Annotated in this window: 19 protein-coding genes; 15 read left to right on the top strand and 4 right to left on the bottom strand. The window is 73.3% G+C overall.

Annotated features, from left to right (window positions below):
• Nucleotides 1-17 precede the first annotated feature (17 nt).
• From ABEA24_RS19015 to ABEA24_RS19000, 4 genes are all read left to right on the top strand, one after another.
• Nucleotides 18-2,930: a sensor histidine kinase gene (locus ABEA24_RS19015; RefSeq protein ID WP_345432239.1), complete on the top strand. Its 2,913-nt coding sequence runs from the start codon at nucleotides 18-20 to the stop codon at nucleotides 2,928-2,930.
• Complete coding sequence (locus ABEA24_RS19010; RefSeq protein ID WP_345432238.1) at nucleotides 2,930-3,334, top strand: roadblock/LC7 domain-containing protein; 405 nt, start codon at nucleotides 2,930-2,932, stop codon at nucleotides 3,332-3,334. The genes ABEA24_RS19015 and ABEA24_RS19010 overlap by 1 nt, the downstream gene beginning before the upstream one ends.
• Before the next feature lie 75 nt (nucleotides 3,335-3,409).
• Entirely contained in the window at nucleotides 3,410-3,772 is a 363-nt protein-coding gene (locus tag ABEA24_RS19005) for a DUF742 domain-containing protein (protein ID WP_345432237.1), read from the top strand.
• Nucleotides 3,753-4,370, top strand: coding sequence for a GTP-binding protein (locus ABEA24_RS19000; RefSeq protein WP_345432236.1), 618 nt, complete (start codon nucleotides 3,753-3,755; stop codon nucleotides 4,368-4,370). The genes ABEA24_RS19005 and ABEA24_RS19000 overlap by 20 nt, the downstream gene beginning before the upstream one ends.
• A gap of 72 nt (nucleotides 4,371-4,442) precedes the next feature.
• On the opposite strand, the gene ABEA24_RS18995 is transcribed toward ABEA24_RS19000, so the two are convergent.
• Complete coding sequence (locus tag ABEA24_RS18995; RefSeq protein ID WP_345432235.1) at nucleotides 4,443-5,873, bottom strand: WS/DGAT/MGAT family O-acyltransferase; 1,431 nt, start codon at nucleotides 5,871-5,873, stop codon at nucleotides 4,443-4,445.
• 330 nt (nucleotides 5,874-6,203) lie between these two features.
• Between ABEA24_RS18995 and ABEA24_RS18990 the strand changes: the two genes are divergently transcribed.
• The 8 genes from ABEA24_RS18990 to ABEA24_RS18955 all read left to right on the top strand — a co-directional run bounded on the left by ABEA24_RS18990 (nucleotide 6,204) and on the right by ABEA24_RS18955 (nucleotide 18,921).
• Complete coding sequence (locus ABEA24_RS18990; RefSeq protein WP_345432234.1) at nucleotides 6,204-6,800, top strand: nucleotide exchange factor GrpE; 597 nt, start codon at nucleotides 6,204-6,206, stop codon at nucleotides 6,798-6,800.
• Between the two features lies 1 nt (nucleotide 6,801).
• Nucleotides 6,802-8,388 (top strand): Hsp70 family protein, encoded by a 1,587-nt coding sequence (locus ABEA24_RS18985; RefSeq protein ID WP_345432233.1) that lies wholly within the window; start codon nucleotides 6,802-6,804, stop codon nucleotides 8,386-8,388.
• A gap of 16 nt (nucleotides 8,389-8,404) precedes the next feature.
• Nucleotides 8,405-10,930 carry a SaeA-related protein gene (locus ABEA24_RS18980; RefSeq protein WP_345432232.1) on the top strand — a complete coding sequence of 842 codons (2,526 nt, stop codon included), beginning with the start codon at nucleotides 8,405-8,407 and terminating at the stop codon, nucleotides 10,928-10,930.
• A 192-nt stretch (nucleotides 10,931-11,122) separates the two neighbouring features.
• Nucleotides 11,123-12,277 (top strand): TRAFAC clade GTPase domain-containing protein, encoded by a 1,155-nt coding sequence (locus ABEA24_RS18975; protein ID WP_345432231.1) that lies wholly within the window; start codon nucleotides 11,123-11,125, stop codon nucleotides 12,275-12,277.
• Entirely contained in the window at nucleotides 12,274-15,084 is a 2,811-nt protein-coding gene (locus ABEA24_RS18970; RefSeq protein WP_345432230.1) for a GAP1-N2 domain-containing protein, read from the top strand. The genes ABEA24_RS18975 and ABEA24_RS18970 overlap by 4 nt, the downstream gene beginning before the upstream one ends.
• Nucleotides 15,085-15,088: 4 nt before the next feature.
• Nucleotides 15,089-17,152 (top strand): TRAFAC clade GTPase domain-containing protein, encoded by a 2,064-nt coding sequence (locus ABEA24_RS18965; RefSeq protein ID WP_345432229.1) that lies wholly within the window; start codon nucleotides 15,089-15,091, stop codon nucleotides 17,150-17,152.
• Nucleotides 17,153-17,263: 111 nt separating this feature from the next.
• Nucleotides 17,264-17,824 carry an RNA polymerase sigma factor gene (locus ABEA24_RS18960; RefSeq protein ID WP_345432228.1) on the top strand — a complete coding sequence of 187 codons (561 nt, stop codon included), beginning with the start codon at nucleotides 17,264-17,266 and terminating at the stop codon, nucleotides 17,822-17,824.
• On the top strand, nucleotides 17,821-18,921 hold the full coding sequence (locus tag ABEA24_RS18955; RefSeq protein WP_345432227.1) for a CU044_5270 family protein: 1,101 nt from the start codon (nucleotides 17,821-17,823) through the stop codon (nucleotides 18,919-18,921). Before ABEA24_RS18960 ends, ABEA24_RS18955 begins: the two co-directional genes overlap by 4 nt.
• A gap of 72 nt (nucleotides 18,922-18,993) precedes the next feature.
• Here ABEA24_RS18955 and ABEA24_RS18950 read toward each other — a convergent pair whose 3' ends face one another.
• Complete coding sequence (locus ABEA24_RS18950) at nucleotides 18,994-19,602, bottom strand: TetR/AcrR family transcriptional regulator (RefSeq protein ID WP_345432771.1); 609 nt, start codon at nucleotides 19,600-19,602, stop codon at nucleotides 18,994-18,996.
• A gap of 81 nt (nucleotides 19,603-19,683) precedes the next feature.
• Here ABEA24_RS18950 and ABEA24_RS18945 point away from each other — a divergent pair, with 81 nt between their 5' ends.
• A complete protein-coding gene (locus ABEA24_RS18945) occupies nucleotides 19,684-20,859 on the top strand; it encodes an MFS transporter (RefSeq protein WP_345432226.1) in 1,176 nt (391 codons plus the stop codon).
• A gap of 144 nt (nucleotides 20,860-21,003) precedes the next feature.
• On the opposite strand, the gene ABEA24_RS18940 is transcribed toward ABEA24_RS18945, so the two are convergent.
• A complete protein-coding gene (locus tag ABEA24_RS18940; protein WP_345432225.1) occupies nucleotides 21,004-22,212 on the bottom strand; it encodes an RNA-guided endonuclease InsQ/TnpB family protein in 1,209 nt (402 codons plus the stop codon).
• 154 nt (nucleotides 22,213-22,366) lie between these two features.
• Between ABEA24_RS18940 and ABEA24_RS18935 the strand changes: the two genes are divergently transcribed.
• On the top strand, nucleotides 22,367-23,293 hold the full coding sequence (locus tag ABEA24_RS18935) for an NADP-dependent oxidoreductase (RefSeq protein ID WP_345432224.1): 927 nt from the start codon (nucleotides 22,367-22,369) through the stop codon (nucleotides 23,291-23,293).
• 49 nt (nucleotides 23,294-23,342) lie between these two features.
• The gene (locus ABEA24_RS18930; protein ID WP_345432223.1) at nucleotides 23,343-24,002 is read left to right on the top strand and encodes an SDR family oxidoreductase; all 660 of its coding nucleotides are present in this window, start codon (nucleotides 23,343-23,345) and stop codon (nucleotides 24,000-24,002) included.
• Between the two features lie 226 nt (nucleotides 24,003-24,228).
• Here the strand turns inward: ABEA24_RS18930 and ABEA24_RS18925 are convergent, their stop codons facing one another.
• The gene (locus tag ABEA24_RS18925; protein ID WP_345432222.1) at nucleotides 24,229-25,266 is read right to left on the bottom strand and encodes a sugar kinase; all 1,038 of its coding nucleotides are present in this window, start codon (nucleotides 25,264-25,266) and stop codon (nucleotides 24,229-24,231) included.
• Nucleotides 25,267-25,301 lie beyond the last annotated feature (35 nt).

Raw genomic sequence — 25,301 nt, 5'->3', positions numbered from 1 at the left:
AATCAAAGGACCGACGAGTGGGATCAGATGTCAGCCGGCGGCCGTCCCGGTCCAGGGTCGGCCGCATCTTCCGGTCAGTCCGCTTCAAGATCAGCCTGCTGCTCATCGTCCCCCTGGTGTCGCTGAGCACCCTGTGGGCGTTCGCGGCCAGCATCACCTTGGGCGACGGCCTGAACCTGCGGCACGTCAACACGATCCAGGACCACTTGGGCTACCCGTCCGGGGCCCTCGGCAGCGCCTTGGAACAGGAGCGCCGCCTGTCGATGGTCTTCCTCGGCAGCAAGTCGGCCGGTGACCGCGCGTCGATGGAGTCCGGCCGGCTGGTCACCGACCGGCAGGCCGACCTGTTCCGGCGGCTGGTCTCCGACCCCGGCGCGCAGAACGTCGCCAACGCCCAGGCCAAGCAGTGGACCCGTGAGGTGCTGGAGCACCTGAACGCCCTGCACGGCAAGCGGCAGGCGATCGACAGCGGCTCCGTGAAGCGCGCCCAGGTCTTCACCGACTTCAGCGACACCCTCGGCGACATCAACGCGCTCCAGTCCTCGCTGTCGACGCTGGCCGACCCGGACATCACCAAGGACGCCAAGACCCAGGTCGCCCTGGGCCGCGCGCGGGAGGTGCTGTCGCAGGAGGACTCCCTGCTGTCCGGCGCGCTCGCCGCCGGGCGCCTGACGTTCCCCGAGCACGTGCAGTTCACCAAGCTCGTCGGCACCCAGCGCAGCCTCTACGACGAGGTCTTCCCCGACCTGCGCCCCGCCGACCGCGCCTACTACCAGCGGATCGTCTCGACGCCCGAGTACTCCCGGCTGCAGCAGCTGGAGAACAGGTTCACCGACAACATGCCGCACCAGCCCGCCAAGACGGGCATGGGCGGGATGCCCGGCAAGGCGGCCCCGAACCCGCTGGCCGGCATGGACGTGACGTGGAAGACCACCGTCTCCTCGGTCATCACCCGGATGCGCGGCCTTGAGCTCCAGTCGACGGCGGACGCCGCCAAGCGCGCCAAGCCGATCTCCGACGGGATCATCCTGCGGATCGCCCTGGCCGGCGCCCTCGGTCTGGTCGCGGTCATCGCCTCGCTCATCCTGTCCCTGTGGGTCGGCCGCTCGGTCATCCGTGAACTGACCGGGCTGCGGCGCGCCGCACTCGACCTGGCCAACGAGCGGCTGCCCAGCGTCATCCGCCGCCTGCGGCGCGGCGAGGAGGTCGACGTCGCCGCCGAGGCGCCGCCGCTGTCGTTCGGCACCCAGGAGATCGACCAGGTCGGCCAGGCGTTCAACGCCGCCCGCCGGACCGCGATCCAGGGCGCGGTCGAGGAGGCCGGCCTGCGGCGCAGCATCAGCGAGGTCTTCCTCAACCTCGCGCGCCGCAACCAAGCGCTGCTGCACCGCCAGCTCAGCCTGCTGGACTCGATGGAGCGGCGGGTCACCGAGCCCGACGAGCTGGACGACCTGTTCCGCCTCGACCACCTGGCGACCCGCATGCGCCGTCACGCGGAAGGCCTGATCATTCTGTCCGGGCAGGCGCCCGGCCGTGGCTGGCGGAACCCGGTCCCGGCCGTCGACGTCGCCCGCGCCGCGGCCGCCGAGGTGGAGGACTACGCCCGCGTCACCGTCGCCACCATGCCCCGCGTGGCGATCGCCGGCCCCGCCGTCGCGGACCTCATCCACCTGCTGGCCGAGCTCATCGAGAACGCCACGCTGTTCTCCCCGCCGGACACCACGGTCCAGGTCACGGGCCAGCTCGTGGCGCACGGCTTCGCCTTCGAGGTGGAGGACCGCGGGCTGAGCATGGACCAGGCCAGCCTCGACCGCGCGAACGAGCGGCTGGCGAGCCCGCCGGAGTTCGACCTGTCCAACAGCGCCCAGCTCGGCCTGTTCGTCGTCGGCCGGCTGGCCCAGCGGCACCGGGTGCAGGTCACGCTCCGCACCTCCCCGTACGGGGGGACGACCGCGATCGTGCTGCTGCCCGACGCGATCGTCGCCCGCGGTGACGAGCGGCCCGAGCTGGAGTCGGGCCCGATCGCGGCCACCCGGCGCGGTGAGGACGCGCTCGTCCCGATCGGCGCCATCGGCGCGCCGACCCGGCCGGGCGGCCCGTCCGACCCCGGCCCGATCACGGGTCCGATCACCGGGCCGATTCAGGCGGTGCAGGGCGACCGGCCGCCGCTGCCGCAGCGCCGCTCCGACACCGGCGGGCAGCCGACCTATCCGGCGGGCCCGTACGACGCGAAGCCGTACGGCGCCAGCGGCTCCCGCGGCTCCGACGGGCGGCCGCAGACCTCCGCGGGCCAGGACGACGCGATGGGCCCCGACACCGGATCGTTCCCCGTCGACGCGTACGGCACGGGAACGTCCGCGTACGGGCCGGGTCTCGGCGGCCACGACGCCGCGCCGGGCTCCTACGACCAGCGCGGGGAGACGAACCCTTACGGGACCGGGGCGAGCGACTACGCGGCGGCGAGCGACCACTCCGCCGGCGAGTACTCGGGGCAGTGGTCGCCGCCGTCCATCGCGGGCGCCGGGGACGACCGCCCGCCCCTGCCGGCCCGCAACGGCGGCGCGACCGAACGCCCGCCGCTGCCGACCCGCCACTCCGGGACGCCCGGGGGCGCCACGGCTCCGCCGCCGCCGAGCCGTTCGCTCTTCGAGCCGATCGAGGAGACCGCGCGGCCCGAGACCGCCGCCGCGCCCGAGACGACCGCCGAACCCGCGGCTCCCGGCACCAAGCCGTCGCTGCCGCGCCGGGTCCGGCAGGCCAACCTGGCCCCCCAGCTTCGCGAAGACGTCGAGCCCGTGGACAATGCGACGAGCAATGAGCGCTCGCCGGAGGAGCTCCGCACCATGCTGAGCTCCATTCAGAAGGGATGGCTGCGGGGCCGCTCGGACGCCGAGAAGACCGCACCCCATCACGAAGAGGAGGACATCTGATGTCAGCGGGTTCTGCGGGGGAACTCAACTGGCTGCTGGACAGCCTCGTCACTCGCGTCGCCCAGGTGCGACAGGCGGTGGTGTTGTCCAGCGACGGCCTGCTGGTCGGCTCGTCGGCCGGCCTCACGAGGGAGGACGCCGAGCACCTGTCGGCGGTCGCCGCGAGCTTCCAAAGCCTCGCCCGCAGCGCCGGACGCCAGTTCGGCGGCGGAGGCGTGCGCCAGACGATCGTCGAGATGGACCATGCGTTCCTGTTCGTCACGGCGGCCGGGTCCGGTGCGTGTCTCGCGGTGCTCGCGGGCGCCGACGCGGACGTCGGCATGATCGCCTACGAGATGGCGATGCTGGTCAAGCGCGTCGGCCAGCACATGTCGACTCTTCCCCGCTCGGCCGTGGAATCGTGAGGCCGCGTGACCGTACACGGAGAACACGACGGGCACCCGGCGGTGCCCCCCTCTCCCACGAGGCGGGACGGCTGAATGAGCGAATGGCTCGACGACGAAGCCGGGCCGGTGGTCCGGCCCTACGCACTGACGCGCGGTCGCACGAGGGCCTCCCGGGAGGGCTTCGACCTGATCGCGATCATCGCGTCGGCGGCGACGTCGACGTTCGCTCCGCCGACCGCCGGGCCCGAGCACGTCGCCATCCTCGAGCTCTGTGTGCGGCCGCTCTCGGTGGCGGAGGTCTCGGCGAAACTCAAGCTCCCCTTGGGGGTCGTCCGGGTCCTTCTGGGAGACCTGCTGGACCTTGGGCTGATCGTGGTACGCCGACCTGAAACCGAGAATCGTCTTCCCAATGAACGGGTTTTGAAGGAAGTGCTCAATGGACTCCAGGCGCTCTGACCCCTCGCGGGGCGCTGCCGCCATGCCGCTCGCCGTGAAGATCCTCGTCGCGGGCGGATTCGGCGTGGGCAAGACGACCCTGGTGGGTTCGGTCAGCGAGATCAAGCCGCTGCGGACCGAGGAACAGCTGACGGACCGCAGCGTCGGCATCGACGACACCTCCGGTGTTGAGCGCAAGACCACGACGACGGTGGCGATGGACTTCGGTCGCATCACCATCCGCGACGGGCTCGTCCTGTACCTGTTCGGCACGCCCGGCCAGGACCGGTTCTGGTTCATGTGGGACGAGCTGGCGCTCGGCGCCCTCGGCGCGGTCGTGCTCGCGGACACCCGCAGGCTCTCCGACTGCTTCCCCTCCATCGACTACTTCGAACGACGGCGGCTCCCCTTCATCGTGGGGGTCAACTGCTTCGAGGGCGCGATCCGGTACGACACCGAGGAGATCCGCGCGGCTCTCGACCTGGACCCGCGCGTCCCGGTGATCCTCTGTGACGTACGCCGGCGCGAGTCCGGCAAGCAGGTGCTGATCGCCCTCGTCGAGCACGTCCTCGCGGTGATGGCCGAGCGGCAGCGCCAGGCCGGCGCGGCCATTCGCTGACCCCGGACATCGATCGCCTCCGTGGGTACGCGCCGCCCGCGACGGCCGGGCGGCGTGGGCGAGCCCCGGGGACTACAGGCCCTTCAGCTCCTCGAGCGCGTCGGCGAAGTAGCCGATCAGGTTCCACACGTCGGGGACCATCTCACGGCAGGCGGTGAGGCCGATGTCGAGGTTGCCGTTGTAGGAGAAGACGGTGATGTTCAGGCCACCGCTCAGGTCGCTGACCACCGACAGCGGGTGGTAGGCGAGGACCTCGGCACGGCACAGGTACAGCGGGAACTGCGGCCCGGCGACGTTGGAGATCACCAGGTTGATCGGCGGCATGGCGGACGGCGCCAGCCGGAACAGCGCCCAGGCCGTCAGGCCGCCGAACGCCGGGGGCACCACGGCGGTCAGCTCCTGTAGCCAGCGCTCCGGCGTGGCGACGAGGCGCCGCTTGGCAATCGTCATCGTGTCGCGCATCGCCTCGACCCGGGCCCGGGGATCGGCGAGGTGCGTGGGCAGCGGCGTGAACATCGCCGACACCTGGTTGCCGTGGGTGTCATCGTCGAGGGCCCGGGTGGAGACGGGGACGGCGGCGACGAGCGGCCGGTCGGGCAGGGCGTCATGGTCGATCAGCCACCGCCGGAGGGCGGTCGCGCACAGCGCCATGACGACGTCGTTGACGCTGGCTTCGAGCGCGTGGCGGACCTTCTTCACCTCGTTCAACGACAGGGAGCCGAACGCGACCCGCCGGTGCCGCGTGATCGGCCCGTTGAACGGCGTCCGCGGCGCGCTCAGGTTCGCCTGAGGAGGGACCTGTCCCGTACGGGCGGCCGTGCGCAGCGCGCCGGTGGCGGCGCCGATTCCGGGCACGCGCCCGACCACCGGGAAGGTGTCGAGGTACGGGACCGCCCGCAGCAGCCCGCCGGTGGTGCGCAGGGGGTGCACGGCGGCGCGGGCGGCCGCGCCGGCGAGCAGGCTCCAGGCGCTCGGCGGCCGCTCCGGGCGCCAGTCGTCGACGACCCCCGTTTCGCGCGGTTCGGGCTCCAGGTCCAGCAGGGCCGCAACGATCTGCGCGGCGGCGACGCCGTCGATGAGGGCATGGTGGATCTTGGCGTAGAGCGCGATCCGGCCGCCTTCGAGGCCCTGGACGAGGTACATCTCCCACAGCGGCCTGGCACGGTCCAGCGGCCGCTGGTGCAGCCTCGCCACCTGGTCGGCGAGCTGCCGGTCGTCGCCCGGCCGCGGCAGGGCGATCTCGCGGACGTGGTACTCCAGGTCGAAGTCCGGGTCCTCGATCCAGTACGGATGGTCGAGGCCCAGCGGCACCTCGGCCAGCCGCCAGCGGAACTGCCGGATCATGGGGATCCGTCGGCGCATCAGTTCCATGAGGTCGTCCAGGGTGAGGCGGCCGCCCGGCGTGCCGGTCGGGTCGAGGATCGCCAGGCCCGCGATGTGCGCGACCGTCCCCCGCGACTCGACGTTGAGGAACTGCGCGTCAAGAGCACTGAGCTGGCGCATCGTCCGGGCCTCTCTGCCTCGTCCTTCTGCCGTATTCCCTGTCGTATTTCAGGGCGACAGGGGACGTCAAACCGTCCCGAGTACGGGTATGCCCGTGATGCGCCGCGCGGAGCACCGGGCCGCTTCCACCTCGCTTTCCACGGTATATCGCCTATCGGCCCAAATATCACGCTCCGTAACGAATGCAAGGTCGGACCGGAAATGCCAGGTCCGGGAACGGGGAAAAGTGACGGGCGGAAACAACGAACTCCCCGGAAGGGTGGTGCCCGCTTCCGGGGATGGAGACAATGGGCTGGCGTCCCTGCTCACTCAGAGTTATGGTGCGAGACCATGCCCGTTGACCCCGATCCCCCCACCGACGGGACCGGATCCCCGCCGCCCGGCGACGAGCCCGACTCCCGGCCGGCCGGTGAGTCCTGCCCACAGGTCGCGGCGTCCCTCGAGGACATCCGCTCCCTGCTGGCCGGGCTGACCGAGACCGCCGGGCGCGAGCACGAGCGGGCGGCGCACCGCGAGCGCGTCATCGACCGGCTGCACGAGGACAACCAGCGGCTGCGCCACGGCGAGCTGCAGGCGGCGTTCGAGCCGGTGCGCGCGGCGCTGTACCGCCTGTACGACCTGGTCCGGCGGGAGGCCGAGCGCGAGACCGCGGACCCCGCGCACACGCCCCGGCTGCTGGCGGCGATCGCCGACGAGCTGGCCGAGGTGCTGGCCCGGACCGGGGTGGAGCGCATGCCCGTCGAGGCCGGTGAGACGTTCGACCCCGCGCGGCACCGCCCGGCGGGCACCCAGGACGTGGACGACGCCGAGCTCGACGGCACCATCGCGAAGGTGCGGCGGGCCGGCTTCGTCCGTGGTGACCGGATCGCACGACGTGCCGAGGTGATCGTCGCCCGGGTGGCGGCCGACCCCGTCGGAGGAGACTGAGATGGCTGTCTACGGTATCGACCTGGGCACGACCCACTCGTGCATCGCGCGCGTCGACGACGTCGGCCGCCCGGCCGTGCTGCGCAACATGGAGGGCACCGACACCACGCCGTCGGTCGTCTACTTCGAGACCCCCGACAACGTCGTGGTGGGCGCCCCGGCCAAGGACACCGCGGTGCTGTTCCCGGATCTGGTGGTGAGCCTGATCAAACGGGACATGGGCCATGAGGTGCCGCGCGAGCTGCACGACCGCGACTACTCCCCCGAGGAGATCTCCGCCTTCGTCCTGCGCAAGCTGGCCGCCGACGCGGCGGCGACGACGGGCGAGGAGGTCCGCGACGTCGTCATCACGGTGCCGGCCTACTTCGGGGCCGCCGAGCGCGACGCCACCCGCAAGGCGGGCCACATCGCCGGGCTCAACGTCATCGACATCATCTCCGAGCCGATCGCCGCCGCCATCACGTACGGCGTGCTGGGCGGCGACGCCGAGGACCGCACGATCCTCGTGTACGACCTCGGCGGCGGCACCTTCGACACCACGGTGATCACCCTGCGCGGCGGCGACATCTCGGTGGTCTGCACCGACGGCGATCACGAGCTCGGCGGCGCCGACTGGGACGCGCGGCTCGTGGAGTACCTCGCCGAGCGGTTCGCCGAGGAGCACCCCGACGTCGGCGACCCCCTCGACGACAAGCACACCGAGCAGCAGCTGCGGCACGACGCGGAGGAGGCCAAGAAGGCCCTGTCGCTGCGCACCCGGCACGTCGTGCGCGTCATGCACGAGGGCCGGGTGGCGACGGTCGAGCTCACCCGCGAGAAGTTCGAGGAGATCACCAAGGACCTGCTCGACCGGACGATCGAGATCACCGGCCGTACCCTCGCCACCGCGTCCGGGAAGGGCGTGTCCGACTACGACGACCTCGTCCTCGTCGGCGGCTCCACGAAGATGCCCGCCGTGCAGCGGCGGCTGGCCGGCGAGCTGACGCTGAGCCCCCGCCTGCAGGATCCCGACCTGGCGGTCGCCAAGGGCGCCGCGCTGTACGCCTTCGAGGAGACATATCGGCAGCTGCTCGCCAAGGGCGAGACGGACCAGGCGCTGGACCTGGCGTCCCGGGCCGGCCTGTCGGAGGCCGAGCAGGAGGCGATCGCCGCCCGGCAGATCACGACGGTGGCCTCCCGCGCGTTCGGGGTGATCGCGCTGGACCCGGACACCGGACAGGAGCACGTCGTCCATCTCGTCCACGCCAACGACCCGCTCCCGCGCGGCAAGATGCGGGAGTTCGGCACCGTCGACGAGGACCAGACGATCGTCAAGATCATCGTGGTCGAGCAGGCGGGCAGCGCCGAGTCGACGGAGGTCGCCCACAACACCCCCATCGCCGACGGTGAGCTGAAGATCCCGCCGGGCAAGCCCGCCGGCTGGCCCATCGAGGTGACGTTCGCCCTCGACACCTCCGGGCTGCTGCACGTCACGGCGGTGGAGAAGGAGACCGCCGAGGAGCTGACGCTCGACGTACGGGTCGGCGGCATGTCCGAGGAAGAGGTGGCCCAGTCGCGCACCGACCTGGCCCACGTCCGCGTCGACTGACGGTCTTCGACGACCAGTGGTCTTTGACGAACGCCGGTACGTCCGGGAGGTGCTGGAGCCCGCGCGGGCGGCCGGTGACCAGCCGCCCGACGACCTGAGCCTCCGGTACGCCCTGCCGGACCCGCTCGTCGCCCGCGAGGTGGCCGACCGGGTCAAGCAGGTGCGCATCTGCTGGCGCAAGGCTCGCGGCCAGCTGCGGTTCCGGCGGCTGGTCGACCGCCTGGAGGGCGAGCATCTGCGGCTCGCGCCGCTGTTCGAGCGGGCCGCTGTCGGCGATCTCGCGCCGTTGCGCGCCGAGATCGCCGCGGCGGGCGATCGGACCGGCCGGCGCCGCGCCGAGCTGCGGGACCGGCTGCTCGACGCCGCCGGGGAGCTGCGGATGCTGTCCCCCGCCGACCTGCGGGAGATCGGCGGTGAGGCCACGGACGTGGCCCGCGCGGCCGACATCGAGATCCGGGAGCCGGATCCGCTGCCGGACGGCCCGCCCTACGCCGGCTACGCCCGCGCCCGGGACGCGCTCGACGCGCTCGGCCTGCGGCACCTGCCCGAGTTCCTGACCGGCGAGCCGAGGGCCGGGCGCGTCCTCCGTGACGTTCCCGACCTGCGGCCTTCGGCGCGATGGGTCGGTGACCAGTGGAGCCGGCGGCCGCACGACGGCAACCGCACCAACGCCGACACCGTCCTGGTCGCGGTCCGGCAGGTCGGCGACCGGCTCGCGGAGCTGGTCCGCTACGACGTGGTGGCCCGGCTGCGCGAACGCCACCAGCAGCGGGCCTCCGAGGGGGCGCTCCTGCGGTTCGCGGTCGACGACCTCGGCGTGGACCCCGACGACGCGCGCCGCCTGGTGTTCGCGGTGCGGCAGGAGGGCGCCCCCGCGAGCGGACTCGCCGCGCGGCTGCGGGACCTCATCGACGCCGGTGAGGTGCAGGCGGCCGCCGAGCTGGCCGCGATCGCCGGGGAGCAGTCCGGCGACGCGCAGGTCCTCGCGGACGAGGCACGACGGCGGGTCGCGGCGGCGACGGCGCTGCGCCAGGAGGCGGCCTCCCTCCTGCTGTCCGATCCCGACGGGGCCTGGCTGCGGCTCGCCGACGCGCTGCGGCTGGTCGGCGACCTGCCGGGGGCGGCGGAGCTGCAGGCCGGGCTGCCGCCCCGGGCGCCGAGCCGGCTCGAGGCGGCCGTCGACGGCGTCGCCGTCGCACTGTCCTGGTCGCCCTCGCCGTCCCGCGTCGGGCAGATCGAGCACGTGGTCGTCCGCTGCCTCGGCCGGGTCCCGCGACACCCCGGTGACGGCGAACGGCTTCCCGCCGAGGCGACGCACGCCCGCGACCCCGCGCCTCCGCTGAACGCCCCGGTCTACTACGCGGTCTTCGCCGTACGGGGATCGGCCGCGTCGGCGCACGCCGTCGCCGGGCCGGTGCTCGTACGGCCGGAGCCCGCCGAGGTCACCGTGACCGCCGCGGACGGCGTCGTCGCGGGACGCTGGTCCTGCCCGCCGGAGGCCGTGCGCGTCCTCGTCACCCGCGACGGCACGCCCGTCCCGGCGGCGCGCACGGGCTTCCGCGACGCGACGGCGCGCAACGGGACGACCTACCACTACCGGATCGCCGCCGTGTACCTCGGCGCCGACGGCCGGGAGGCCGTCACCGCGGGCGTGCACGCCGCCGCCACTCCCGCGGCCCGGCCGGACCCCGTCGATGAGCTCGGCGTCGAGCACGACGCGGCCGGACGCCTCGTCGTCACCTTCGACCCGCCGGCCGACAGCGAGGTCGAGCTGGTCGCGATGGACGGACCGCCGCCCTGGCCGCCCGGCACGACGCTCCCGCTGGACGAGGTGCGCCGCGCGGGGCGGATCCTGCGCGCCGAGCCCGCCCCCGGCGGCCTGGCGGTCCAGGCGGGCCCGGGCGTGCTGCTGGCCGTCTCGGTCGCGGGCGACGTCGCCACGGTCGGCGCCCATCGCGAGCACGTGAGCCTGACGCCCCCGCGCGAGCTCATCGCCGAACGACGCGGCGAGGTGATCATGCTGGGGTTCGACTGGCCGCCGGACGTCACCGAGGTCGAGGTGGTCTGGCGGACCGCCGCCGGCGAGACGCGGCGGCTGCCCGTCGGCAGAGCCGGCTACGACGCCCACGGCGGCGTTCGCCTCCCGGCTCCCCCGGACGAGACGGTCACCATCGAGGTCGCCGCCGCGGCGACCGCCCACGGACAGCGCGTCACCGGCACTCCCGCGACCACCGTGGTAACGGGCCGTACCACCGTCGCCTACGAGATACACCGCCCCCGCCTGCGCGGCCCCCTCACCGTCACGCTGACCGCCGCGGCCCCCGTACGCCTGCGGCGGCTCCTCCTCGTCGCCCGCTCCGGCCCCATCCCGCAGCGGCCCGCCGACGGACGGACCGTGATGTCCTGGGAGGACCTGGACGTGCCCGCACGCCTGGAGGTGACGCTGCCGCGGCTGCCCCGGCCGTTCTGGCTGCGCTGCTTCGCCGAAGACGACACAATCGACCTGCGCGACCCCCCGGTCCGCCACCTGAAGGTGGGCTGATGGGAGACCCGCCACGCGACACCGGAACGGGAGGGCTGATGCGAAGCGCGACCCGACCGGAGCGCGAAAGCTGATGGCGTCCGTCACCTTTCCATGCCACCTCGTACGGCCGGAGCAGGCGAGCCGGATCGCGTCCATCGCCTGGCCATGTCGTCGGCCGCAGCAAGCATCCCGAGTGGAGCGCGAAGGCTGATGGCGTCCATCACCTGTCCCTACTGCTTCGCGCGGGTGGCCCGGGAGCGCATCGCGTTCCGGTGTGCGGGCAGTCCCGGACGGGGTCCGGGCTGCGCGCCCCGGCTCGACGAGAGGCTGGCCGCCTACACCGGGTCCACGGCGACCGCGTCGCTGCCGCCGGTGTTCGCCCCACCGGAGCCGGCCCGCCTGCGGATCGGCCGGGCGCCGGCCCGTCGCGCCGCCTGTCCCGAATGCGGCCAGACGACGGCCCGGCGCGCGTGCCCCGAGTGCCACAACCCGCTGCCCGCGGCGTACTGCGAGACGCCCGGCAAGATCGTGGCGCTGGTGGGGGCGAAGAACTCCGGCAAGAGCACCTATATCGCGGTGCTCCTGCACGAGCTGTCCCACCGGATCGGCGCGGACCTCGGCACCTCCCTCGTCGCCTGCGACGACCGGACGATCGAGCGCTACAAGCGCGACTTCCACCGCCCGCTGTTCGGGGAGCGGCGTCTGCTGCCCGCGACCGCCAGCGCGGTGACGGCGCCGCGCGATCCGCTGGTGTACCTCCTGACCCGCACCCGCCGCCGGCGCCTGCGGCAGCGCGACATGTCCCTGACGCTCGTGCTGTTCGACACGGCGGGCGAGGACCTGCGCAGCCGTGACGTCACCGACCTGCACCTGCGGTACCTCGCCGCGGCGGACGCCATCATCTTCCTCGTCGACCCGCTCGAGCTGAAGACCGGGGAGGGCGACCCGGACGGCGATCCCGTCAACGTCATCGCCCGGGTCACCGAGCTGCTGCGCGCCGGGCGCGACGTTCCGCACGGCAGGCGGCTGCCGGTGCCCGCCGCCGTGGCCCTCACCAAGATCGACGCACTGCCGCTGGACGGGGCGCTGCATCGGCAGCGCGACCGGTCCGACGTGCTCGACCTGGACGATCAGGAGGCCGTTCACGAGCAGGTCCGCGCGCTGCTGCACGACTGGCAGGCCGGCGAACTGGACCGCTACCTCGGTCACGAATACGCCGAATACGGCCTGTTCGGCGTGTCCGCGCTCGGCGGCGTGCCACGCGACGGAGCCGTCGGTACGGGCGGCATCCGGCCGTACCGCGTCGAGGACCCGCTGCTGTGGCTGTTGCACCGGTTCGGAATGCTCGACGGGGCGCGCGGATGATCTGGCGGCTGACCTACACGTCGGCCGCCCGGGGCCCGACCGGCCGGTCCGGGTTCCAGTTCGTCGCGATGAGTCCGGGCACGCCGCCGGACGTCACCCGCGCGGTCACGCCGTACATGACGTACCGTCCCCCGCCGGGGGCCCCGTCCGCTCCCGGCCCCGATGCTCTGGCGGGCTTTCCGATCGCGCTCGCCTACGGGCGGGAGGGCCCGTACGCCGTGCTGGCCCGCTGCCGCTACACCGGCCGCGACTACTCCGGCCGGTACGGCAACTTCCTCGGGCAGGCCGTCGTGGCGACGCCGGAGGAGATGGCAGGCCTGCGGCCGATCGAGTTCTGGGACTCGCCGCTATGGAACTCCCCGTCGTGGGACTCGCCTCTAGGGGACCCCCCTCTAGGGGATTCCCGTCTGGGTGATTCCCCTCCGGCGGACTCCGGTCTGGGGGATTCCCGTCTGGGGGGCTCGCCTCTGGGGGACTCCCGTCTGGGGGATTCGGTTCTGGGGGACTCGTCCATGGGGGGTTCTCGTCCGGGGGACTCCCCTCTGTTGAACGCCCCGTCCGGTGGTCCGTCTCCGGATGAGTCGGGAGGGGGCGGAGCGCGGTCCTGGGATCCGTCGGACGGGCTGCCACCCGGTGCGGCGTTCGACCCCGAGACGCTGGTCGGGTGGCTGGGCGGCGAACGCGCCCACGACCGCCTCGCCGCCGTCCTCGACGCCGTGACGACCGTGCTGGTCGCGGGGCATGGACGGGTGGTCCTCGTCGCCGAGGACGCCGAGTTGATCGCCCGGTGGATCGCGGTGATGTCGTACTCGCTGCCCGCCGATCTGGCGGCCGACCTGTCCTTCATCACCTACACCGCCGATCCGGAGGCCGCGCCGTACGTCGTCGTCGGCACCGTCCCGGCCGCCTGCCCGGAGCGCGGCTTCCGCCTCGACGACCCCTTCGTACGCCCCGGCACGGCGCCGAGCCGGTTCGCGCAGGTGATCGCGGACTGCTGGAGGACCGGTGACCTGGCCGGCATCGACGCCGTCGGTGAACTCATCGGTGAGGCGATCCGTCCGGACCCGGCCTTCCCGAGGGATGGTGCGGCGGCCGGGGTCACCGGCGGCGCAACCGAGGGAGACCGCTCCGGCGATTCGGGACCGGTGTCTCCGCCGGACGGCTCGGCAGCGGGAACTCATGACGGCGCGCGCCAGGTCTCCCCGGCCGACGGTGCGGCAACGACGACCCCTGACGGCTCCGGCGAGGTCGCCGAAGCCCATGGCATGGCAAGACCGACCCCTGGCGGCTCGCGCCCGGTCCCTCCCTTCGGTGCGGGGCGGGCGGTTCCCGACCACTCGGGACCGGTCCCGCCCTTCGACGACGCGGCGCGGACACCCCCTGGCGGCTCGCGCCCAGCCCCTCCCTTCGGTGCGGGGCGGGCGGTTCCCGACCGCTCGGGACGGGTTCCCCCGTTCGACGACGCGGTGACGGGGACTTCCGACCGGGCAGGTGGGGTCACTCGACTGGACGGTGCGGCGGCGCTGTTGGCGTTGTGCCGGGGGGACGCGTCCGTGTCGGCCGCGGAGCAGCAGGTGGCCGCGCGGCTCGTCCGCGATCAGGGCGTGCCGGGCTGGGCGCGGTCGGCCGTGCCGCCGGTGCTGCCCGCGCTCGGCTTCGACCTGGCGGCGGCCCTCGCGGACGCCGTGCCGGAGGCCGCGGAGCACTGCGTGCGGCTGGCACTGGCCGACCCGGGTGCGCGGCGGCGGCTGCCCGCGGTGCGGCTGCGCGGTGGCCTGCCGGAGGAGTTCAGGGCGGCGATCGCCGAGGCGCCCGACCTGGAGACGCTCGCCGAGGTCGTCGGTCTGGCGGACCGGGTCGGGGGCGCGCTCGACGCCGACCGCGTGGTCGCGGCGGCGGCCGCCTGTGCGCGCCGGGGGGCCGGTGAGCCGCCCGCCGCGGTTCAGGCGACCCCTGGTGCCTGGCGCGAGGCGATGGTCGCCGGAGTCGTGTCCGGGGTGGAGTCCGCTCCCGCGGCGGTGCGGCGGGCGATGCTGACGCCGGAGGCGTGTGCCGCCCTGGGCGATCGGGACTGGACCCGCGCTCCGCGCACCGGCGGGCTCGTCCTCTCCGTGCGCGCGGACCGCCTGACGGCCACCGCGGAGCTGATCGCGCTCGACGCCCACGGCCTGCCGGACCTCGATGAACTGCTCGGCGTCCTGTGGAGCGAGCCGCCGACCGTACCCGAGTGCCGGTGGCTGGCCGAGCGGCTCGCGCCGGTGCTGCCGCGGTTCGCCGTCCTGCGCGACCTGCCGCGCAGGGTGTTCGACGCCGTACCGCTCGAGGCCGGGGAGACGCTGCGGCTCGCGCGGCTGATCGATGAGCGGCTGCCCGACCTGGCCGACGCCGCGCGGACCGTCCTGGCCTACGGCGGCGCGTTGCGGGCCGGGCCGGAGGAGGACCTCGCCCGATTCCTGGCCGTCCTGCGGCCCGGCGAGCCGCTGGCCGAGCGTGCGCTGGCCGGTGTCGCGCGGGTCCTCGCCGGTCGCTCGCCCCTGGCGCGGACGCGGGTGCTCGCCGCGGCGCCGGGTGCCGTACGCGACGCCCTGATCCGGCACTGGCTCGCCGCCGGCCCGGACCGGCGCGCCCGCGCGGATCTGGCGGAGATCGGCGTACGCCTCGCGGACGCGAACGTCACCGCCGCGCCGCTGGAGGAGTGGGCGGACGGGCTCGGGCGGTTCGCCCGGCGGCAGATCGAGTCGGCGCTCGCCGACCGCGACCCCTGGCTGGCCGCGGCGTGGCAGGGGTCGCGGCGGCGGGGAGCGTGAGGTCATGCCCGTCGTCTACGCCGTGGCGTTCCTGCTGTGGGTGGGCCTGGTCTGGGCCGAGTTCGTGTTCGTCGTGCCGTTCGCGATCCCCGCGGCGCTGGTCGCGGCGGCGTGCGCCGGGGTCGGCCGGTTCTTCCTCGTCGCGTGGCGGGCCCTGACGGCGACCACGGTCGACGGGCCCTCTCCGGTCCCCCGTCCGGCCGCCGGGTCCCGGGACCCGGCGTACCCGCAGTACCTTCTCGGTCAGGTGTGGCGCGACGCCTGGGCGGTGACGCTCGGCACGGTTCCGTGGTGCCTCGAGCGGGCGCGCTGGGGCGTGACCACGCTGACCGCGCGGATGCTCGCCCTTCCCCAAGGGCTCGCGCTGTTCCCCCTCTGGCTGGCGCTGTGCGCGGGCGTCCTGGTGGCGGCCCTGCCGCTCGCGGTCGCCGGCCTGGTGTTCGCCGCGGTGACCGTCCTGGTGGCGGGCGTCGGCCTGGTGGGCTGGTCGGTCTGCGTCGTCGTGCTCGGCGCGGTCGAACGCCTCTGGGCGGCCTACCGCCGGATTCTGCTGGCCTGCCCTCATCCGGGCTGCTATCAGCGGCTGGCGCTGCCCGCGTACGCCTGCCCGCGCTGCGACGCACGGCACTTCCGGCTCATCCCGAACCGCTTGGGCGCCCTGCACCACGTGTGCCGCTGCGGCGCCCGGCTGCCCACGATGATCCTCCTCGGCCGGTTCCGGCTCAGCGCGTACTGCCCGCACTGTGAGCGGCGGCTGCCAGGCCGGATCGGACGGGCCCGCGTCGAGCCGCTGCCGTTCGTCGGCGGGCCGGCCGCGGGCAAGACCACGCTGATGTTCCTGGCCGTGCGCGCGCTGCGCGCCGGCGCCGCCGAAGCCGGCGGGCGGGCGGAGTTCGCCGAGGCCCGCGACGCCCGCGTCTACGCCGACGCCCTGACCGAACTCGACGGCGGCGGGCGACCCGCCAAGACCGGGCCCGAGCTGCCCGCGGCGACCATGCTGGACCTGGCGCTGCCGGCCGGGCACCGGATCCTCTACCTGTTCGACCCGGCCGGTGAGCTGCACACCGGCGCGACGCGGGTCGAACGGCTGCGCTACCTCGACCACGGCGAGGCGCTGCTGTTCGTCATCGACCCGTTCGCCCTGCCCGAGCTGCGCCCGGCGCTGTCCCGGGAGGAACGGCTGCTCGTGGAGGCGGCGACCGCGACCTCCGAGGAGGACCCCGCCGACACGCTGCAACGTCTGCTGACCGACCTGCGCTCCCGCGACGACCAGGGCCGGCAGCGCCGCATCGCCGTGGTCGTCACCAAGGCCGACGTCCTGCGCAGGACGTCGGTCGGGCAGGGCGTCGACGAGAACGTACGCGGCTGGCTGGAGGGTGTCGGACTGGGCAACACGATCCGCACGCTCGAACGCACGGCGGGCGAGGTCCGGTACCTCGCCTCCGGTCTCGACACCCCGCCGGCCGCGCTGGCCGACCTGTTCGGCTGGGCGGCCGGGCTCCCGATCGGCGGGCAGCGCCGGGAGCCGACAGGCGCGGAACGCCCTGGTTCGACCTCCCCGGCCACGGACCTCGCGTACGAGCATCTCGTCTGGGGGGCTCCCACGGGCCCGGAGGAGGCCGCCGGCCGCGCCGCCCGGCCCGCCGAGGATCCACCCGCCGGTGACCGCCCCGCCGACGCCCGGCCTGCCGAGGATCCGCCTGCAGAAGATCCGCCTGCCGACGCCCGGTCTGCACGCGACCGGTCTGCGAACGCCCGGCCTGCCGAGAATCCGCTCACAGACGACGCGCCCACAGACGCTCGGCCCGCCGACGCTCGGCCCGCCGTAGACCGGCCTGCCGCAGGCCGGACCGCCACAGGCCGGACCGCCGACGCTGCGGGCCGCGCCGCGACGGAGCGTTCGGTCGCTGCCGACCAGGGTGATCCCTGGCGCGCCGCCGGACGGCCCGGACGGCTCATCCCTCTCGGGTATCAGCTCGGCCGCGGCGCCCTGCTCACCGCGCTGCTGGTGCTGGGCCCGGCGGCACTGCTCCTGCTGGGGCTGGCCGGATACGCCCGGTTCCACTGACCTCGCCACCGGGCTCTGTCCCCTCGTCGAAAAGATCGCCCGTAACCACCTCCGGCGCGCCGGACCTAAGAGATCGATGGCAACGGCGAATGTGAGGCGGAGATCTCATAGATGAGCGATGAAGACGAGGCGGATCGGTTCACGGCGGTGTTCCGGCGATATCACGCCCGGATCCTGGCGTACGCCCTGCGCCGGACCGACGAGGGCCACGCGGAGGACGTCGTCGCGGAGACGTTCACCGCCGCGTGGCGGCATATCGGGCGGCTGCCGGACGATCCGCTGCCCTGGCTGTACCGGACGGCCCACAACTGCCTGGCCAACCAGCGGCGGTCGGTCAGGCGGCAGCTACGCCTCGCCGGCCGCGTCGCGGGTCATCTCACCGCCGGCGACACGGAGGTCCCGGACCACGCCACCGGCGTCGTCGAGGATGTGCACCTGCGCGCCGCGCTCTCCGAGCTGGCGCCGAGGGACCGGGAGACGTTGCTGCTGCTGAGCTGGGAGGGCCTCGACAACCGTACCGCCGCCTATGTGACCGGCTGCTCGGTGACGGCGTTCAAGGTCCGGGCCCACCGCGCCCGCAAGCGGCTGGCCGCCCTGCTCGACGCCGCGCCGGTGAGGAGCGCCGCTGCTCCGGCCGCCGTACGGACCCAGCGTTCGGAGGAATCTCGATGAAGGACCTGCACGACCGGCTGACGGCGGCCAACCCGATTCTGGAGAACGACCTCGGTGACACGGCCGCGTCACCGCGGGCCGAAACCCTGCTGCTGCGCATCCTCGCCGAGCCCCCGGAGCCCCGATCGCGCGTCCGGTCGCCGCAGGCCCGTACGAGCCGGTGGGCGATCCCGGCGGTAGCCCTCGCGGTGGTCGCGGTGGTGCTGTGGGACACCCTGGTCCCCGACTCCATTCCCAGGCAGCGGTACGTCACGTCCGGACCGGCGTATGCCGTGCTGATGGCGGCCGCCCAGGAGTCGGAGGCGACGAACACCGGACGGTTCTGGCACACACAGGGAGAGATCGGGCAGACCCTGTACCGCGACCATCGCGGTCACCGGTACATGCTGTTCGCCAGCTATCCCACAGAGAGCTGGTATCCGACGGACCGGCGAGACGGTGAAGGCGTCGTCTCTTATGACACGGGCCGGACCAGGCTCCGGCCGGTCTCCGCCGCCGACGCGGCCGCGTACCGGGCGGACGGATCTCCCCAGCCCAATGAGAACTCCGACCCGGACTTCGGCATTCAGATCCCCGACATGCCGGACGGGCCGGAACTCGCGGGAAACACGATCTACGAGGGTGATCCCGCACGGCTGCCCACCGACCCGGCCCGCCTGCGCATGGCGATGCTGACGTGGATGCGCGACCACGACGCCATGCCGGCGCACCCGGACGTGTGGCTGTTCCGCGAGGGCGCCAAGCTGCTGAACGCCGACAGCCGGCCGCTCACGCCACCGGTACGAGCGGCGGTCTACCGGATGCTCGCCGGTCTGCCGGGGGTGCGCAGCCTCGGCCGGGTGCGCGACCCGCTGGGCCGGCCCGCGCTCGGCGTCGCGATGACCGAGCACACCTCCGCACTCGGCACCCTGGAGTGGCAGCTCCTCATCCACCCGTCGAGCGACTTCCTCATGGCGACCCGCGTCGTGGTGATCCGCCACGGTGCCATGAACCCGAAGGCTGCCCCGGGGACCATCCAGTACCTCGACCTGAGGCGGACCGCCGGCTGGACCGACACGCCCCCCGAGCATCCGCTGCCGGGCGCGACACGGCACTGAGGGGGTGTGAGCGGCGGGGCTCGGGTAACACCGGGCCCCTGCCAGATGAGCCCTTGGTGTACGGCTCGCTTCTCACCCGGCGGCTTGCACCGTCGGGTGTCCGCCCTGGCGCGCGGCCGCCAAGAGCCGTTCCGCGGCGGCCCGTGCGTCGGCGCCGGCGTCCGTCGTACCGTCGATCGAGACGACCACGCTCGCTCCCTCGATGAGCAGCAGCAGCTGCCTCGCCAGCCGCGGCGCGTCGGCGAGTCCGGCCTCCTGGATCCGGCCTTCGAGCAGGTGCCGGTACCGCGCCAGGTGCCGGCGGGCGATGGCGGCGATGGCGGGATCGGCGCGGGTGTCGGTGACCGTGTTCACGACCGTGCAGCCCTGGTAACCGGGTTGGGCGAACCAGTCGATCAGCAGGTCGAACACCGAGAGGACGCGCTCCGGCCCCGCCGGGGCGTCGGCGGTCTTGCGGACGAGCCAATCGTGGATCCGGTCGCTGTGCTCGGTGAGCATCGCGGCGACGAGCTGCTCTTTGGACGGGAAGTAGCGATAGAGGCTGAGCTTGGACGCCTTCGCCTCGGCGACGATCTCGTTGACGCCCACCGCGTGAACGCCCCGGTCATAGAAGAGCCGTGCCGCCGTGTCGAGGATCTTGGCGCGTGTCGCCTGCTGCGAAGGGCTGAGCGCGTCGGTCATCACGTTCCCGAGCGTAGCCGCCCCCGCGACTGAAGAGTACCGACTTGTACTGTCACAGTACCGATCGGTACTGTCGCGACCATGACGAATGGCGATCGAGTGCCCGTCGCGCGACTCTGGCTCGCCGTCCTCTGCGGCTACCTCGCGCTCGGCGCCACCCTCCAAGAATTGCCGGTCTATGTGTCCGTTCACTTCCACCAGCGTCCGTTCACCGTAGGAATCGTCGTGGGACTCGCCTTCGCCGGAACGGCCGCCGTCCGGCCGCTCGCGGGGCGCGCTGGTGACGCCGGCTGGTCCCGCCCGGTCGCGATGGCGGGCGGTGCGCTGACGGCGGTGGCCGGAGCGGGACACCTGCTCGCGCCCAACGTCGGGACGCTGCTCCTCGCGCGCCTGGTGATGGGCGCCGGGGAGGCGGCACTGTTCTCCGGTTGTCTGCCTTGGGTGCTGACCGGGGTTGACGCCTCACGCCGTGGGCGGATCTCTGGCTGGTTCGGTCTGTCCATGTGGGCGGGCCTGTCGGCCGGTCCCCCGCTGGCCGTCGCCGCGGCGTCGGTCCACGGGACGACCGCCGTGTGGTCGGCCGTGGTGGCATTGCCGATCGTCTCAACCGTCCTGGTGGCCTCGACCCGCCGCCCGCCCGGGCCAAGAGCGCCCCTCTCCATCCGCGGGCGGCGCGATCTGATACCGGCCGGCGTCGGCAGACCGGGCATGATGCTCGGGCTCGCCGCGTACGGATACGGCACTCTCACGGCGCTGCTCGTGCTGTTCCTGGCGACTCCCGGCATCGGTGGCAAGGAAGCCGGTCTGGCGGTCTTCTCCGTCTCGTTCCTTCTCACGCGCGCGGCCGGAAGCCCGCTGATCGACCGGTACGGGGGGCGGGCCGCCGCACGCTGCGTGCTGCTCATCGAGGCCGTCGGGCTGGTCCTGCTCGCCAACGCCGCATCGGAGATCGTCGCGCTGCTCGCCGTGGCCGTCACCGGCGTCGGCCTCGGGCTGATCTATCCTGCGACGACGAAGCTGACGCTGCATCGCACCGGAGTGCTGACCCCCGGGGCGGCGGTCGGGGCGATGACCTCGTTCTGGGACCTCGGCATCCTGACCGCCGGACCCGCCGGTGGACTCATCGCGGGGCAGGTGGGTTTCCGCGCCGCCTTCGCCGTCGGAGCCGGCGCGGCCGCACTCGCCTTCGCTCTCACCGCGACGGGAACGACGCCGCACTCGTCCCGAGAAGCGTCTCCGGCCAGGACCTCGACCTGAAGCGGACCGCCGACTGGACCGATACGCCGCGCTGCCGGGCGCGACACGGCACAGAGGGAGGTGTGGGTGGGGTAACGCTGGAGGTTTGACTTCATCCCTCTCCCGGAGGAGGGGGATTCCCGTCGGCCCTGCGGCCGATCCGGCTTAGGCCGGGCGCCTCGCAGCGCGGGGTTTCTGTTTCAGCGCCGACTGCGGAAGGGAGAGCCCTTGCCGTCTGACACCAGCTCCACAGACATCACCAGGGGGTTCCCCGGCTACGGCTCGACCAGCCGCAAGGATGTTCTTGGCCGCGTTGATGTCCCGGTCGTGCCGGGTACGGCAGGTAGGGCACGTCCAGTGCCGGGTGGAAAGGCTCAGCTCGGCCAGCAGATGCCCGCAAGCCGAGCAGGTCTTGGAGGAGGGGTACCAGCGATCGATCACCACGACGGTGCGCCCGGCCCATTCGGCCTTGTACTCCAACTGCCGCCGGAACTCCCCCCACCCCGCATCGGAGATCACCCGTGCCAGCCTGCGGTTCTTCACCATGTTCTTGACCGCGAGGTCTTCGATCACGATGGTGTCGGCCCTGCGGACCAGGTTGGTGCTGGTGCGGTGCAGGAAGTCGGCGCGGGCGTTGCGGACCTTGCGGTGGGCGCGGGCGACCTTGGCCTTGGCCTTGCGCCGGTTCATACTCCCACGCTGGCAGCGCGCCATACGCCGCTGGTAGCGGGCGAGATTGCGGGCCTTGCGCTCCAGATGCCGGGGGTTGGCGATCCGATCCCCGTCGCTGGTCACCGCGAAGTCCTTCACGCCCAGATCGACGCCGATCTCGTGCCCGGCCTCGTCCGTGGGCCCGGGCGGTTCGGTGTCGATGGCGAACGTCACGTACCAGCGGCCGTCCGGATCCCGGGAGATCACGACCATGGTGGGGTTGAGCGTGGACACCTCGACGCCCTCAAAAGACCACACGAACCTCAGCGGCGTGGCGATCTTGGCCATGTACAGCTCGCCGTCCTTCATGCGGAACGCCGAGCGGGTGTAGTGCGCGGACTGGCGGGAGTTCCGGTTCTTAAACCGCGGGTAGTTCGCGCGTCCGGCGAAGAAGTTCGCGAACGCCGCATGCTGATGCCGCAGCGTCTGCTGCAGCGGAACCGAGGACACCTCGGACAAGAACGCCAGGTCCTCGGTCTTCTTCCACTCGGTCAGCGCCGCGTCGGTCTGCTTGTAGGAGGTTTTTTCGCCCCGCTCGTGATACGCCGCGTGGCGCTCGGCCAGGGTCTTGTTCCACACCAGGCGCACACACCCGAACGTGCGGCTGAACACCGCCGCTTGTTCGGGGTCCGGGTAGGCCCGGCACTTGTACGCCGTCCGCATGCACGCAACCTTACACACGATGTACGAGCGCGTAAGGCAGTTCGTTGAATTCCGGTGGACTCTGTTCTTGGACCTCCCGGCTACGCCGGGCCGTTCCTGGCGGAGTCCGAGTTCCTCCCCGGCCTGAAGGCCGGGGCATCCTTCGGAGGACTAGGTGAAAGCGATAACGATGCAGCGATACGGCGGGCCCGAGGTGCTCGAACTCACCGACGTGCCCGAGCCCAAGGTCGGTCCGGACTCCGTGCTCGTACGTGCGAAGGCGGCCGGGGTGAACCCGGTGGACTGGAAGATCCGGGAGGGGTACCTCGACGGCCTGTTCCCCACCCACTTCCCGGTCGTCCTCGGATGGGACCTGGCGGGGATGGTCGAGCGGGTCGGGCCGGCCGTCAGCGAGTTCTCCCCTGGCGACGAGGTCATCGGCTACGTCCGCGAGGACCACGTCGAGCGCGGGACGTACGCCGAGCTGGTCTCGGCGCCGGTGCGCGCGCTGGGCCGGAAGCCGAGGAGCCTGTCGTGGGCGGAGGCGGCCGGGCTGCCGCTCGCCGGGCTCACCGCCTACCAGGCGCTCACGAAGGCCCTGACGATCACGCCGGAGGACACGGTGCTCGTTCACGCCGCGTCCGGTGGCGTCGGAACGTTCGCCGTGCAGATCGCCCGGGCCAAGGGCGCCCGCGTCATCGGCACGGCGAGCCCGCACAACCATGACCATCTGCGCGAGCTCGGGGCCGAGCCGGTCGCGTACGGACCGGGCCTGGCCGGCGAGGTGCGCCGCCTCGCGCCGGGCGGAGTGAGCGCCGCCCTCGACCTGGTCGGCGGGGAGGCGATCGACGTCACCCCCGAGCTGCTGACCGACAAGGGACGCTGGGCGTCGATCATCGACCCGTCCGTCATCGACCGTGGCGGTCGATATGTCTTCGTCCGGCCGGACCCCACAGATCTCGCCGCGCTCGCGGGCCTGGTCGACGACGGACGGCTGACCGTCACCGTCGCGAAGACGTTCCCGCTCACCGATGCGGCCGAGGCCCAGCGCCTGAGCGCCGAGGGCCACACCCGAGGCAAGATCGTGCTGGAGATCGAGTGAACCGTCGTCACCGGGAAGATCGTCACCACCTGAGGGTGTTGTGAGGCGCATGAGAATCGTCATCGCGGGAGGGCACGGGAAGATCGCCCTCCACCTCGAAAGGCTGCTCGCGGCGCGCGGCGACGGTGTTGTCGGGCTGATCCGCAACCCGGACCACGCCGCCGACATCACGACCACCGGAGCGGCCCCCGTCGTCTGTGACCTGGAGTCCGCGAGCCTGGAGGACGTCGCGGTCCACCTGGACCAGGCCGACGCGGTGGTGTTCGCGGCGGGGGCCGGGCCCGGCAGCGGCTCCGCCCGCAAGGACACCGTCGACCGCGCCGCGTCGGTGCTGATGGCCGACGCGGCCGAGCGGGCCGGGGTCCGGAGGTTCGTGCAGGTCTCCTCCATGGGCGCCGGCAAGCCCCCGGAGCCGGGCCGTGACGACGTGTGGGCCGCCTACATCAACGCCAAGACGGCCGCCGAAGAGGACCTGCGCGAGCGTGACCTGGACTGGACGATCCTGCGCCCCGGCCGGCTGACCGACGACCCGGCCGCCGGTCGCGTGCTGCTGGCGGAGTCCGTGCCGCGCGGCGCGGTGACCCGCGCCGACGTGGCGGCGGTGATCGCAGCGCTGCTCGACACCCCCGGCACGACCGGACGGACGCTCGAGCTCGTCGGCGGCGACACACCGATCGAGGACGCCGTCCGCGCCCACGCCCGGCCCTGACCGAGAAGGCGCCGAGTCAGGCCCCGGGGAGAGCCCGCCCGGTCAGGCTTTCCCGCACCCGGCCAGGCCCTCAGACGGCCGGTCAGGCCTCAGGCGACGCCGGGCGGTCCCTGAGGATGCGCCCACTCGGCGCCCCGGTCACTCGAAGGCGGGCCGCGGTGCCGGGCTGACCGGATAGCGCCGGTCCGCCCGGCGTCCGTGAGCCGTGGGTGTCCGGACGGCTCGATCAGCGGAGGGTGGTGCCGTCGGGGGCGGCCAGCAACGCCAGTTCGTCCCGGGTGGGCAGGCCCTCCCAGTCGCCGGCGGCGGCCACGGCGAACGCCCCCACGGTGACGGCACGATCGAGTCGATCCTCGATCGGCAGGCCGTCGAGGGTGCCGGACAGGTACCCGGCCGTGAAGGCGTCACCAGCGCCGACCGTGCCGGTCACCGGGACGGCGCGCGCGGGCAGCCGTACGGAGCCCGCGGCCGACCAGGCCCGCGCGCCCGCGCCACCGTGCTTGACGACGACCTCGTCGATCCCGAGGTCAAGGAGCTGGCCGACCGCGCGCTCCTCGTCCGTCTCCCCGCCCGCCACCAAGGGGAGCTCGTCGTCGGAGGCGATGAGGATGTCGACGTACGGCAGGAGCTCGCCGAGCACCCGGGCGGCGAGGTCGGGTGCCCACAGGCGGGAGCGGTAGTTCACGTCGAGGCACACCCGGGTGCCGGCCTCGCGGGCGCGGCGCACGGCGCGTTCGACGGTGGCCCGGGGGTCCGGGCCGAGGGCGGGCGTGATGCCGGTGACGTGGAGGACGCGGGCCGGCTCGCCGGTCATGAGCGCCGCCTCGGCGTCGTCGACCCGCAGCGCAGATCCGGCCGAGCCCGTACGGTAGTAGTGCACGCGGGTGACGTTCGCCACCCGGTGCTCCTGAAGCAGCAGGCCGGTCGGCGCCATGGGATCGGACCGGACCGTCGTCACGTCGACGCTCTCGGCCCGGAGCGTGCGCAGGACCAGCTCGCCGAGCTCGTCGGCGCCCACGACACCGGCCCAGCGGACACGGTGCCCCAGGCGCGCCAGGCCGATCGCGACATTCGTCTCCGCGCCGGCCATCGAAAGGGTGAGCGGACCGCCCAGCCGAAGCGGGCCGTCGCCACGCAGGGCGGCCATCGTCTCGCCGATCGTGACGACCTCGATCCTCCGGCCGTCGCCCATCCGGGTGCCTCCCCTGTCCTCGTCACCGCCGGTCCCCCGGCGGCGGCCGCTCACAGACCGTCGTCGCGTCACGCCGGCACCCCTCCCCTGCATTCACCGCCGCCGAT

Origin of the sequence: Actinoallomurus vinaceus, assembly GCF_039542055.1 — a bacterium.
In the GTDB taxonomy this organism is placed as follows: Bacteria; Actinomycetota; Actinomycetes; order Streptosporangiales; family Streptosporangiaceae; genus Actinoallomurus; species Actinoallomurus vinaceus.
Note: the sequence above shows the minus strand (reverse complement) of the source record. Positions and strands in the feature narration are given on the sequence as shown.